Source organism: Streptomyces sp. NPDC006365 (assembly GCF_042870755.1).
Taxonomy (GTDB): Bacteria; Actinomycetota; Actinomycetes; order Streptomycetales; family Streptomycetaceae; genus Streptomyces; species Streptomyces xiangluensis.
Map to the genome: position 1 here is coordinate 483658 of NZ_JBIAHS010000005.1, position 12932 is coordinate 496589.

At 72.4% G+C, this 12932-nt stretch carries 9 protein-coding genes; 4 read left to right on the top strand and 5 right to left on the bottom strand.

Annotated features, from left to right (window positions below):
- Position 1: 1 nt before the first annotated feature.
- From ACFYO0_RS18260 to ACFYO0_RS18280, 5 genes are read right to left on the bottom strand one after another with little or no spacing between them, the layout of a single operon-like run.
- Complete coding sequence (locus tag ACFYO0_RS18260) at positions 2-871, bottom strand: biotin-dependent carboxyltransferase family protein (RefSeq protein WP_388676494.1); 870 nt, start codon at positions 869-871, stop codon at positions 2-4.
- Entirely contained in the window at positions 868-1500 is a 633-nt protein-coding gene (locus tag ACFYO0_RS18265) for an allophanate hydrolase subunit 1 (protein WP_388676496.1), read from the bottom strand. Before ACFYO0_RS18265 ends, ACFYO0_RS18260 begins: the two co-directional genes overlap by 4 nt.
- Positions 1497-2255, bottom strand: coding sequence for a LamB/YcsF family protein (locus ACFYO0_RS18270; protein WP_386355247.1), 759 nt, complete (start codon positions 2253-2255; stop codon positions 1497-1499). Before ACFYO0_RS18270 ends, ACFYO0_RS18265 begins: the two co-directional genes overlap by 4 nt.
- A 20-nt stretch (positions 2256-2275) precedes the next feature.
- Entirely contained in the window at positions 2276-3067 is a 792-nt protein-coding gene (locus ACFYO0_RS18275; RefSeq protein WP_388676606.1) for a putative hydro-lyase, read from the bottom strand.
- A 26-nt stretch (positions 3068-3093) separates the two neighbouring features.
- Positions 3094-4413, bottom strand: a complete 1320-nt coding sequence (locus ACFYO0_RS18280; protein WP_388676499.1) for an MFS transporter — start codon at positions 4411-4413, stop codon at positions 3094-3096.
- 217 nt (positions 4414-4630) lie between these two features.
- Between ACFYO0_RS18280 and ACFYO0_RS18285 the strand changes: the two genes are divergently transcribed.
- The 4 genes from ACFYO0_RS18285 to ACFYO0_RS18300 all read left to right on the top strand — a co-directional run bounded on the left by ACFYO0_RS18285 (position 4631) and on the right by ACFYO0_RS18300 (position 12901).
- A complete protein-coding gene (locus tag ACFYO0_RS18285; protein ID WP_388676501.1) occupies positions 4631-5329 on the top strand; it encodes a GntR family transcriptional regulator in 699 nt (232 codons plus the stop codon).
- A 58-nt stretch (positions 5330-5387) separates the two neighbouring features.
- A complete protein-coding gene (locus tag ACFYO0_RS18290; protein WP_388676504.1) occupies positions 5388-6890 on the top strand; it encodes a hypothetical protein in 1503 nt (500 codons plus the stop codon).
- Between the two features lie 187 nt (positions 6891-7077).
- Complete coding sequence (locus tag ACFYO0_RS18295; protein ID WP_388676506.1) at positions 7078-7956, top strand: hypothetical protein; 879 nt, start codon at positions 7078-7080, stop codon at positions 7954-7956.
- 118 nt (positions 7957-8074) lie between these two features.
- Positions 8075-12901, top strand: coding sequence for a hypothetical protein (locus ACFYO0_RS18300; RefSeq protein WP_388676509.1), 4827 nt, complete (start codon positions 8075-8077; stop codon positions 12899-12901).
- Positions 12902-12932 lie beyond the last annotated feature (31 nt).

A 12932-nucleotide genomic window follows, 5' to 3' on the forward strand; every position in this document is an offset into this window, starting at 1 on the left:
GTCAACGGCGCCGCACGACCAGGAACCGCACCGGCGTGCCCGGCGCGGCCTGGGCCGCGGCGGGGAGGTCCGTGGACCGGACGACTGCGATGACCGGGTAGCCGCCGGTGGTGGGGTGATCGGCCAGGAACACCACGGGCCTGCCGTCCGGGGGCACTTGGATCGCGCCGAGGACCATGCCCTCGCTGGGGAGTTCGCCGGGGCGCGCCCGCTCCAAGGCGGGCCCCTCCGTGCGCAGGCCGATGCGGTTGCTCGCCGAGGAGACCCGGTACATGTGCGTCGTGAGGGCGCGTACGGCCGTTGCCGTGAACCAGTCGTCGCGGGGGCCGAGGGTCACTCGGAGTACGAGTTCGGCGGGCGGGCCCGGCTGCGCGGCGACGTCCACGCGCGCGTGGGGAGCGTTCGGCCGCCCCAGGGGGAGCACCGTCCCGTCGGTCAGAGGCGGCGGGCCGAGACCCGAGAGCAGGTCCGTCGACCGGCTGCCGAGCACGGGCTCGACGGCCACCCCACCCGACACGCCGACATAACTGCGTACTCCGGAGACCGCCGTCCCCACCGACAGCAGTGCCCCGCCGGGCACACGCACCGGGGCTCCCCAGGGAACCGGGCGCCCATCCACGGACACCGGGCACGGGGCCCCGCCGACCGCGACAGTGACAGTCGAACGCGGCCGTAGAGCACAGCCGTTGAGCGTCGTCTCCAGGACCGCGGCCTCGGGTGGATTGCCGACGAGACGGTTCACCAGGGCGGCGGCGGGACCGTCCAGCGCACCGGAACGCGGTACGCCCAGGTGCGCGTGACCGGGACGCCCGAGATCCTGCACGGTGGTCAGCGCCCCCGCCCGTACGACGGCGAGAGCACGGTCCGTCATGAGGACCCCACCGGGACGGTCCCCACGGGGACGAAGCGGACCCGGGTGCCGGGGGACAGCAACGCGGCGGGCACGCGCGCGTGGTCCCACAGAACGGCGTCCGTCGTGCCGATCAACTGCCAGCCGCCCGGCGACGGCCGCGGGTAGACACCCGTGTACGGGCCCGCGAGCCCCACGGCACCGGCCGGGACGGTCGTACGAGGTGTCGCGCGGCGCGGCACGCCGTAGCGGGCCGGGAGCCCGGTCAGATAGCCGAAGCCCGGCGCGAACCCGCAGAAGGCGACCCGGAATTCGGCCGCCGCGTGAATCCGCGCCACCTCCTGCACGGGCACATCCCAGAGCGCCGCGACCTCCGCGAGGTCGGGGCCGTCGTAGCGGACCGGGACCTCGACGATCTCCTCGGCGCGCGAGGGCACAGGCGGCACCTGTGAGGTGGTCAGCTGCTCCGCCAGGCGCACAGGGTCGTCGAGGCCGTCGAGGAGGACCGTACGGGCCGCGGGGACGATCTCCCGTACCGAGAGGGCCCCCTCCGCGCGACGGCGCAGCAGATCCGCGTGCAGCGCCTGCGCCTCCTCGTCCGTCGAGACTTCGACGAGAAGGGCACGGTCCCCGACCGGCAGCGCCCTCATGCGAACGCCTCCACGCGGACGCCCGACGCCTCCAGCTTCGTACGGACCCGGCGCGCCAGCTCCACCGCTCCGGGCGTGTCGCCGTGCACGCACAGGGAGCGGGCGCGCACCCCGATGTCCCGCCCGGAGCGGGACGCGACCACGCCGGATCCGGCGAGGCGCACGGAGCGCTCCACAACGGCACCGGGGTCGGTGATCACGGCGCCGTCCTGACTACGTGGCACGAGCGTGCCCTCGTCCGTGTAGGCGCGGTCCGCGAACGCCTCGGTGACGACCGGGAGTCCGGCCTTCTCCGCCACGTCGAGGAAGCGCGATCCGGGCAGCCCGAGCACGGGGAGCGTGGCGTCCGCGAGGAGCACCCCGTCAACCACGGCCCGGGCCTGCTCCTCGTCATGCACCACACGGTTGTAGAGCGCGCCGTGCGGTTTGACGTAGGCCACGCGCGCGCCCGCCGCGCGCGTGAAGACCTCCAAGGCGCCGATCTGGTACGCCACTTCGGCCGCCAGTTCGTCGGGCGGCACATCCATCGCGCGCCGTCCGAAGCCCGCCAGGTCGCGGTACGAGACCTGGGCGCCGATCCGTACACCGCGCTCGGCCGCCAGCTCGCACACCCGCCGCATGGTGGCCGCGTCCCCGGCGTGGAAGCCGCAGGCCACATTGGCGCTGGTGACGACGGACAGCAGCTGTTCGTCGTCGGTCAGGCGCCAGCGGCCGAAGCCCTCGCCCAGGTCGGCGTTGAGATCGATCGAGGTCATGGAGATGTCGATTCCTCCTGTCAGGCCACGCGGTACTGCTCGTCGCGGGCGTCGGTGATGAACATCTGTCCCGGTGCGTGGGTGATCGCGAACGGCGGGCGCGAGGCCATCACCGCGGCCTGCGGCGTCACCCCACAGGCCCAGAACACCGGGATGTCGCCGGGGCCGGCGTCCACAGGGTCGCCGAAGTCGGGGCGCGCCAGGTCCTCGATGCCGAGCCCGGCCGGTTCGCCGCAGTGGACCGGGCTGCCGTGCACCGCGGGCAGCAGACTGCTCTCCCGGATCGCCGCGGCCAGGTGCTCGGGCGGCACCGGACGCATCGACACCACCATGGGGCCGTGCAGCCGCCCCGCGGGACGGCACTGACGGCTCGTCACGTACATGGAGACGTTGCGTCCCTGCTCGAGGTGGCGCAGCGGCACGCCGGCCTCGGTCAGGGCCCACTCGAAGGTGAAGCTGCACCCGATGAGGAACGACACGAGGTCGTCGCGCCAGTGGGCCAGCACGTCCGGGGGCTCGTCGGTCAACTCGCCGTGTTCCCAGACCCGGTAGCGCGGCAGATCGGTCCGCAGATCGGCGCCCGGGGCGAGGACGGTGGTCCAGGAGCCGGTGTCGGTGACGTCGAGGACCGGACAGGGCTTCGGGTTGCGCTGGCAGAACAGCAGCATCTCGTACGCCCAGTCGGCGGGCACCGAGATCAGGTTCGCCTGGGTGTGGCCCGCCGCGCAGCCCGCCGTGGGGCCGGACAGGCCCGAACGGAAGTGGGTGCGCGCCTCGTCGGGGCTCCACGCGTGCGCGTGCTCGTCGAGCATGTTCTGGTGCCGGAGTTGAGTGTGGTTCACAGGATCTCCTTCCCCCGCGTCTCGGGCAGCCCGAACAGGGCCAGCGCCGCGAGACCGTAGCCGATCGCGCCGAAGACCAGCGCACCGCCGACACCCCAGCTGTCGGCCAGGTACCCGACGCACGTCGGGAAGGCGGCGCCCACAGCGCGGCCGGTGTTGTATGTGAAGCCCTGGCCCGTGCCGCGCACCGCCGTCGGGTACAGCTCACTCAGGAACGAACCGAAGCCGCTGAAAATCGCCGACATACAGAAGCCGAGCGGGAAACCAAGCACAAGGAGGAGGGTGTTGGCACCGGTGGGGATGTTGGCGTAGGCCAGGATGCAGATCGCCGAGAGCACCGCGAAGAGCCAGATGTTGCGCCTGCGGCCCAGCCTGTCGGTGAGATAACCACCGGTCAGATAGCCGAGGAAGGCTCCGCTGATCAGGAACGCGAGATAGCCGCCGGTGCCGACGACGGACAGTTCGCGCTCCGTCTTGAGGTATGTGGGCACCCAGGTGGCCAGTGTGTAGTAGCCGCCCTGGACACCGGTGGAGAGCAGAACTGCGAAGATCGTCGTTCGGAGCAGTCCGGGTGATTCGGCTGTGCCCGGTTTGAAGATGGCCGCGAACGAGCCCTTCTCGGCGCTCTGCTCACGGCGTTCGGTCGCCTGGGGGGCGTCTTTCACCTGGCGGCGCACCCAGATGACGAGCAGGGCGGGCAGCGCGCCGGTCCAGAACATCACCCGCCAGGCGATGTCGTCGTCCATGAACTCGAAGACCAGCGTGTAGACGATCACGGCGAGCCCCCAGCCGACGGCCCAGGAACTCTGGATCGCGCCGAGCGTGCGCCCCCGGTGCTTCGGGCTCGCGTACTCGGCGACCAGGATCGCGCCGACCGCCCACTCGCCGCCGAAGCCGAGCCCCTGAAGGGCACGGAACACCAGCAGGGTCTCGTAGTTGGGTGCGAAGCCGCAGGCCACGGTGAAGACCGCGTACGTGATCACCGTGATCATCAGGGCCTTGACGCGCCCGATCCGGTCCGCGAGCACCCCCGCGATGGCGCCGCCGATCGCGGAGACGACCAGTGTGACGGTCGTGAGGAGCCCGGTCTGGCCGCTGTTGAGGCCGAAGTACGCGGCCAGGACGACCATGCTCAGCGGCAGCGTGAAGTAGTCGTACGAGTCGAGGGCATAGCCGCCGAACGCGCCGCCGAAGGCGCGGCGGCCCCGCGGCCCCAGGGCCCGCAGCCAGGCGAACGCGCCCTCGTCGGCGGGGGGTTCGCCCGGACCGGTGCCGGCCTCGGCGGGCAGGGCCTGCGGTGGAGGGGTCGTGCTCATGGTGCACCTCGCAATTGAGGACGGAGGGTGCTTCAGGACTGGTGCTTCAGGACTGATGAGCCGTGCCGTGCGGACACGCCGAGGTACGGAACCGGCATGCGAAAGCCGTCGGCGCCGGGACGAGCGGTCGGCGCCATTCCCAGCAAGGTAGAGGATTGTTGAACGATCCCTCAATACTTATGTTGTTTCGTTCTTGTATCTGCGATTGAATCCGGGTGTGGCCGAACTGAACGGACTGGCGGACGATCGCGCACTTTTGGGACGCACCAGCACTGCGGAGCGGGTCTCGGACATCCTCAGGAGCCGGATCGCCGAGGGGTTCTTCCCGCCCGGCACGCGGCTGTCCGAGGACAGCATCGGCGGCGCCCTCGGCGTCTCGCGCAACACACTGCGCGAGGCATTCCGGCTGCTCACGCACGAACGGCTGCTGGTGCACGAGCTCAACCGGGGCGTGTTCGTACGGATCCCGACCGTCGAGGACGTCGAGGACATCTTCCGCACCCGGAGCCTCGTCGAGTGCGCCGTCGTCCGCGGCCTCGGCAAGCCGCCGTACGTCGTGGACGGTCTCGCCCGAGCCGTCACCGACGGGCAGCGGGCGACGGTCGAAAAGGACTGGAAAGCCCTGGGCACGTCCAACATCCGGTTCCACCGGGAGCTGGTGGCGCTCGCCGGAAGCGCCCGCACCGACGAGCTGATGCGCAGGGTCTTCGCCGAACTCCGACTCGCCTTCCACCTGGTGGACGACCCACGACGGCTGCACGAGCCGTACCTCGCCCGCAACGCCCAGATCCTCAAGGCCCTGCAGGACGGCGACCGGGACGAGGCCGAGCAACTGCTCGCGACCTACCTCGTCGATTCACGCAGGCGGGTCGGGGAGGTCTATGGGCGACGCGTGGCGGAGAAGAAGCTCGGGTGACGCGGGCCCTTCTTGGGCGTTTGGGGCGTTGTCAGACCCAGGACCTAGTCTTTGCATCGTGACTTCGCCTGCATCGACGGACAGTGTTCCGCCCCAGCTCAGCGCGGGGCCGCGCCCCGCACCGGGGCCGGCCGCCGACGAGGGGCTGGCGCGGCGCCTGCGCGCGCTCGCCTGCACCGCACCCCTGCACGACCTCGATGTACGCAAGGCGAACCTCGCGGGTGAGTACTCCGTATACGGCATGGCTGAGGTGGCCCTCGCCGCCATCGACCTCGTCACACTGAACATGGACTTCGACACGGGCGCCGACCACGACCAGATCGTGGCCAGGCTCATCCCGCGCATCGCCGCGCAGGCGCCGCGCCGCCCCGTCGCCGAGCACGAGCGCGTGGCCCGCTGGGTCCTGGAGAACCTGATCAACGTCGGCAGCGTCGACCGCGGCTTCCGGGCCGTATACGGCACGTTCACACCCGACGGCTCCTATGTGCGCCGCGACTACGACTTCAAGCTGATCGAGGAGGTGCCCGGCTACGGCGGAAGCGTGTATCTCCGCACGACGGACGAGGCGGTCAACGTCCTCGTGGGCGCCCTCGACACGGACGTCACCAGCGCGCAGATCGCCGCCGAGGTCAAGCTGGAGGTACTGATCAGCCGCGGCAGGCTCGCCGACGCACAGCTCGCCGCCGAGCAGGCCCGCTATCGGACCGTGCAGTATTCCGAGACGCTCCGCAGGGCCCTGGACGCGACACGGCGCAACGTCCGCGCGGTGGACTGGCTGCAGGCCGTCCCCGACATGATCGCCGAGGCACTCGACCACGTGGCCGACCGCTATCGCCACGAGAACGCGATCCTCACCAACATCCGCAAGGCGCGCGACGAGTCCGAGGACCCCGAGCACAAGCGCCGTGCCGCCGAGCTCGTCGACATCGTCAAGGACTGCATCCGCCGTCATACGCAGTTGCAGTCCCGGCTCCTGGAGGCCGGCCCGCTGTTCCGCGCCGAGCAGGACCGACAGGCCTTCGCCGCGCCCATGGCGACGTCGGGGACAGACCTGTACGGGCACCTTGTCGCGCCGGTGCTGCCCCTGCCCGTCGAGGAGGCGCTGCGCGTGACGGACGCGTTCTTCGCGCGCGGGACGGGGCTGCGCACTCCCGTGTCCGTACGGGTCGGGGATCTGGTCGACATCCTGCTGACGCCGCCCATGGAGCGAGAACACCTGGGGGCGGAGATGCCGGAGCCGGATCTGATCGCCACGCCGGATGACAGCCGGTTCAGCGAGGAGCAGTTGGCTGCCGCCAAGGAGCTGCTCGATCTGCCTGCGGATGCGCCGCGGCGGCTGTCCGGGATCCTTGACGACGCCCGGCGTCAGGATTCTGAACTGCCCTACCTCGTCGCGCTGTTGGCCGTCCACGCGGCCAGTCCGCCGGTGGGGACCGCTTATCGCCAGGGTGAGGAGAAGCTGTTGTTCGCCGTGGACGACGGGATGGAGCTGGACGATCCCGAGTTCGGCGGGGCCGATTTGATCGTGGGTACGGCGACGCTCCGCTTGGAGGGCCGGTGAAGCGCGGGTTGTCGTTTGACTGCGGGCCGTCAGTGGTTGCTCGCGCCCACGATGGGGGTCCTCCCGCTCATGGGGGTCCCCCCGCTCGAGCGAAGCCGAGAGTGGGGGAGGAGCCGTATATGTCACAGCCCCGCGCCTCCTACAGGGGCGCTCTCACCGCCGTACCTCTGAACAAGGAGCCGAAGCCGTGACCGAGCACGTCGAGTGGAGTGAGCCGGATGCCGTCGCCGTGCCGGCGTCCGCCGCCGTCACTCCTGCCGACGCAGCCGACGCGGCCCGGCTCGTCGCCTTCGGGCTGCAGCCCAAGCTCCAGCCCGCCCGCGACCAGGAGTACGCAGAGCTGTTGCGGCGGTATCGGGAGGACCCGTCGTTCGCCCGGCTCGCCGATGCCGTTGCCGCGGGGCTCGGGCTGGTCGTGCTGGAGGTGTCCCCGCGCGCGGGGATGGCGGTGACCGCGGCCGAGGACTCGGTGTTCGCCGTGCGTATGGGGGACTACGCACGGCGGGCGTCCGCGGACGCCGGGGACCGGTTCCTGCACGGGCTCGCGCATCTCGCTGTCGCCGCGATGGCGTTTCCGCGGCCCGAGGACCTTGCCGACGACGGGTACATCGGGCGGGTTTCGGTCAACGGAGTGGACGCCTTCGTACGGCAGGCCTGCCGTCGCCTGGAGGAGCGGGCCGAGGAACAGGGGGACAACACCGACCCGGCCACCGACGCGCCCGGCCTCGAGGCCGCCTGGCGGATCTGGGCCAGACGCAGCGCGACCGGGGCCACCAAGGACGCACGCCGCCTTGCCGGTTCGACCACCGGCATCGTCGGCAAGGCCGTCGCGTTCCTCACCGACTCCGGGTTTCTGCAGCGCACCGGGGACGACGGCGGAGGGACATACCGCACGACCGCCCGCTACCAGCTCCAGGTGCGGGACATGGCGGGCAGCGCCGCCATGGCCGAGCTGCTCGAGCTGGGCATCGTGCCGGTCACCGACGGCACCGCGACCCTGCTGCCCGCCGAGGACACCGACGACCTGGAACTGGCGGCCGACGCGGGGCTGCCGTTCCACTCCTGACCTCGACGATTCCTGATCACGACCACTCCCGACTCCGACCGCCCCGAACCTGATCCCTCCCGACCGCGACTGAACCCAACTCCCTTCCGACCACGTCCGATTACGAGAGTCCGCCGCCATGTACGAGCTGTCCCGGGTCCGCCTCTACTCCATCGGGCCGGCCGGTGCGCGCTACGCCGACACCGTGCTGGACCTGCGGGGTGTCGGCGAGCCCGTGCCCGACCCCGCGCCCACGCAGGCGGAGTTCTTCGAGGAGGAGCCGACCGGGCCGCCGCGCCGTCCCGCGCCCGCGGGTGTGCTCTTCCTGGAGAACGGCGGCGGCAAGTCCGTACTGCTCAAGCTGATCTTCTCGGTGATGCTGCCTGGGCACCGGAACACGCTGGGCGGGGCCAGTTCGGGGGTGCTGCGGAAGTTTCTGCTCGCCGACGACTGCGGGCATGTGGCGCTGGAGTGGCAGCACACGCTGACCGGTGAGTGCGTTGTGGTTGGCAAGGTGAGCGAGTGGCGCGGGCGTCAAGTGTCCAACGATCCACGGAAGTTCGCGGAGGCGTGGTACTCGTTCCGGCCCGGACCGGGGCTGAGCCTCGACAATCTGCCGGTCGCCGAGGCCACCGCCGTACGGCCGCACGTCGAGGGCGTGTCCGGGGCGCAGGGGCGGCGGCGCACGATGAAGGGTTTCCGGGACGCGATCACGGAGGCGGGGAAGGCGTACCCGCATCTGGAGGTGCACTGGGAGGAGATCCACGACCGCTGGAACGAACACCTCGGGGATCTCGGTCTGGATCCCGAACTCTTCCGCTACCAGCGGGAGATGAACGCCGACGAGGGTGAGGCAGCCGGCCTCTTCGCGGTCAAGAAGGACTCCGACTTCACCGACCTGCTGCTGCGCGCGGTCACCGACACCCGGGACACCGACGGGCTCGCGGACCTGGTCGGCGGGTTCGGCAGCAAGCTGGGGCGTCGCGCCGAGTTGATCGCCGAGCGGGAGTTCACGGCGGGGTCCGTGGAACTGCTCGGGCGGATCGTGGAAGCGGCCGAGACCCGTTCGCGCGCGCGGGACATCCACACGGCCGCCGAGCGGCGTACGCGCACGCTGGCCCGGCGGCTGACCGCGCGCGCCGTGCAGGAGCGGGCCCGGACCGCCGATCTGGCCCAGCAGGTCACCGCCGCCGCGCACACGGTCACCGAAGCCGAGAGTGCTCGCTCCAGGAGCGCCCTGATCGCGGCCGAACTCGCCTACCGGCACGCCTCCTTGGCGCTCGCCGGCGCCGAGAAGGCAGCGACGGCGCAGAAGCGCGAGCTTGGCGACGCGCGCACGCTGCACTCCGCCTGGCAGGCCGCCGAGGCGGTGCTGCGCCACCGGGCGGCCGCGGACCGCTCCGCGCGCGTGGCCGCCGCGATCCGTGAGGCCGAGCGGGATGCCGCGCCCGCGCTCGCCGCGCGCGCCAAGGCCGCCGTCGACCTCGTCCGCGCGCTGCACACCGCGGCCGAAGGAGCCGAGACGGTCGCCAACGAGGAGGAGGAGCGCTCCGCCGCGCTCCAGGAGACCGGCGAGGCCGCCCACCGCGACTCCACGGCCGCCGCCACCGAGGCGCAGCGCGCCCGCAGCGAGGCCGGTCACCTGCGGCAGCGGCTCGGCGAGGTCGAGCAGGAGACCGCCGAGGCGGTACGCGCCGGATGGCTCGACGACACGGCCCCCGACGCCGACCCCGCCCGCGCGGCCCTGGCGGCCAGCGACGCCGAGAAGTCCGCCGTCGCCGCCTGGGACACCGCACGCGAGGCGTCCCGCCGCGCTTCGGAACACGCCCGAGAGGCCGCAGCCACCGAGTCCCGCGCCGAACTCACGGCGGCTCGCGCGTCGGACGCGGCGACGGCCGCCGAGCGTGCGTACGACGCGGAGCGGCGCACCGGCGAAGCCCTGGCGGAGGAGGAACGGCTGGCCGAACTGCTGAGCTTGCCGGGGGCGGCTGCCTCGGGCCCGGGCCGCGGCGGGGTGCCGATGCCCCGAGCGGCGGCGGACAGCTCCGGAGAGCCCGCGCACGGCCCGGCCGACGGCGCGAGTGTGCCCGGCGTCAGCCGGGATGCCGGTGCTGCCCACGGCCGGAGTACCGCCGCGCGGCCGATGACGGAAGGCCCCCTCACCGCCGAGGAGTTGGACCGTTACGCCGACGAACTGCGGGAGTTGCTCGACGACGGGGTCGCCTCCGCCGAGCGGCAGCTCTTCGGGTTGCGGACCGCGGCGGCCGATGACGCGCGGATTCTCGGAGCCCTCGGTGACGGCGGGCTGCTGCCACCGGGGCCGGACGTCGTGGCCACCGTGGAGTACCTGGGGGAGCGTGGTATCCCCGCGCTCCCCGGCTGGCGCTATCTCGCGCAGGCCGTCGACCCCGTCGACCACGCACGCGTGCTGACCGCCCGGCCCGAGCTGGTGGACGGCGTCATCATCACGGATCCGGAAACCCACGCGCGCGCACGCGATGCCCTCGCCGATGCCGCGCTGCTGCCCCGGTCCGCCGTGGCCGTCGGTACGGCCGCTGCGCTGCTCGCCCCGACGCCGGCTAACGAAGCGGGCGACGGCGGCCGTAGCGACGTATTCCTCGTACCGCCGAACCCGGCCATGCACGACGAGCACGCCGCCGACGAGGAACGGCAGGCGTTGCGCACGCGTGCGACCGAACGGGACGAGGAGATCCGGGAGTTGGCGGTCCGGCTGGCCAAGGACCGTGAGCTGGCGGCGCGCCTCGCCTCCTGGCGGGCCGGGTGCCCGGCGGGCCGGCTCGCCGAACTGGCCGTGGCGGCCCGCGATGCGCGGGCGTTCGCCGAGGAGGCCGAGGCCGAACTGGCCGAGGCGCGCACGGTGCGGGCGGAGGCAGACGAGGCCGCGTCCGACGCGGCCCGGGTACGGGACGAGCGCCAGGACGCCGCACAGCGGGCCCGACGCGCCGCCGACGCGCTCGCCGGACTCGCCTTCCGGCTGCGCGAGCGGGCCGGCTGGCAGGCCAGGCTGCGCGAACTCGCCGACGAGGCAGCCGAGTCGGAGGCCCGCGCCCAGTCCTGCCTGGAGCGAGCCCGAGCCGCCGACGAGGACCGGCGAGCCGCCCAACGAGCCGCCGACGACGCCCGCCGTACGGCCCGCACCCTGCGCGCCGAACGCGCGGAGATCGCGGGCGTCCCCGACGACGTACAGGAGGACGCGGCGGCGAAAGGCGAGGGCGTTCCCCAGGCAGACACGGCACAAGACGCACCAGCAGACTCGTCAGGCGACAAGGCCCCCGGACGCGCCCACCCCAAGCCGTCCCTCCCCGCCCTCCGCGAGGCTTACCGCGCCGCGTCGCAGCTCTACGAGAAGGTCGGCGTCGGTGCCGATCTGCGCGCCGAGCAGGCGCGGGCCGAGAGCGACGAGAGCGCCGCGCTCGCCGAGCTGGACCGGCTCAGCAACAAGGTGCGTACACGCGCGGCGCAGCTTCTGGAGTCCCCGGACGGTTCCGACGGGCCGTCCCGGCAGGCCGCCGCCGCCCGGGCCGAGGAACTCGTCCAGCTGCTGGAGACCCGTATGTCGACCGCGAGCGAGCAGCTCGGACGGCTGCGCGGCGAGGCCGAGCGGCACGCCCCCGAGGACGGCGAGGCCCACACCGAGCTGCCCGGGGAGCTTGTCCCGCGAGACGCCGAGCATGCGCAGAGCCTGCTGCGTACCGCCACGGCCGAACTCGCCTCCCGTACCGAGGCGTTGAGCCAGGCGCGCGAGGTCCACGCCGAACTGCTCGACGCCCACCGAGCCGCCGAGGACGGGGCCGGCGGCTTCGATGAGACGGCCGCCCTCCTGCGGGACCTCCTGCGCGAACACACGACGGACGAGGAGCAGGAGGAGCCCGAGTCGTACCCGGGCACCCTCGAAGAGGCCCGGCAGTCCGCCGCCGCGACCCGCCGCTCCCTGCGGGGCTGCGCCGCCGACCTCTCCGCCGCCGAGTCAGCCGTACGCGACGCGAGCGATGTCCTCGTACGGCATGCCAACTCGACACGTTACGAGCAGGTCCGCACCCCTGCCCGGCAGCAGATCCGCGAGCTGCCCGCCGCCGCGCTGCCCGAGCACGCCCAGAAGTGGGCGGACGCCTTCGCACCTCGGCTCAGGGTCCTCACCGACGAGCTGGCGCAGCTGGAGCGCAACCGGGACTCGATCGTGGACCGGCTGCGAGGGCTGGTGGAGTCGGCGCTGGCCACACTCCGGTCCGCCCAGCGGCTGTCCCGTCTCCCCGAAGGGCTCGGCGAGTGGTCCGGGCAGGAGTTCCTGCGCATCCGCTTCGAGGAGCCCGACCAGGCCACGCTCACCGAGCGGCTCGGCGAGGTCATCGACGAGGCGACGCGAGCGGCCGTGAAGAAGAACTCCGACCTTCGCCGCGACGGCATGACGCTGCTCCTGCGCGGCGTCGGCGCGGCACTCCAGCCGAGGGGCGTCGCCGTCGAGATCCTCAAGCCGGACGCCGTACTGCGCGCCGAGCGTGTCCCCGTCGGGCAGATGGGCGATGTGTTCTCCGGGGGCCAGCTGCTCACCGCGGCCATCGCCCTGTACTGCACGATGGCCGCGCTCCGCTCGAACGACCGGGGCCGCGACAAACACCGCCACGCCGGCACGCTGTTCCTCGACAACCCCATCGGCCGCGCCAACGCGACGTACCTGCTGGAACTGCAGAGGGCGGTCTCGGACGCGCTGGGCGTCCAACTCCTCTACACCACCGGCCTGTTCGATACGACCGCGCTGGCGGAGTTCCCACTGGTGATCCGGCTGCGGAACGACGCCGACCTCAGGGCGGGCCTGAAGTACATCAGCGTCGAGGAACACCTCCGGCCGGGACTGCCACAGCAGCCTCCGGCCGGCGAGGGGGAGTCGGTACACAGCGAGATCACGGCGACGCGGATGTACAAGAGGCCAGCGACCAGCGCCCCTTGAGGGGCGCTGGTCGGTATCGAGTTGCGGCTCG

Excerpts from the sequence above, each read along its gene's own strand:
- ACFYO0_RS18260 (WP_388676494.1), bottom strand. The coding sequence starts at position 871 with ATGACGGACCGTGCTCTCGCCGTCGTACGGGCGGGGGCGCTGACCACC.
- ACFYO0_RS18265 (WP_388676496.1), bottom strand. The coding sequence starts at position 1,500 with ATGAGGGCGCTGCCGGTCGGGGACCGTGCCCTTCTCGTCGAAGTCTCG.
- ACFYO0_RS18270 (WP_386355247.1), bottom strand. The coding sequence starts at position 2,255 with ATGACCTCGATCGATCTCAACGCCGACCTGGGCGAGGGCTTCGGCCGC.
- ACFYO0_RS18275 (WP_388676606.1), bottom strand. The coding sequence starts at position 3,067 with ATGCTCGACGAGCACGCGCACGCGTGGAGCCCCGACGAGGCGCGCACC.
- ACFYO0_RS18280 (WP_388676499.1), bottom strand. The coding sequence starts at position 4,413 with ATGAGCACGACCCCTCCACCGCAGGCCCTGCCCGCCGAGGCCGGCACC.
- ACFYO0_RS18300 (WP_388676509.1), top strand. The coding sequence starts at position 8,075 with ATGTACGAGCTGTCCCGGGTCCGCCTCTACTCCATCGGGCCGGCCGGT.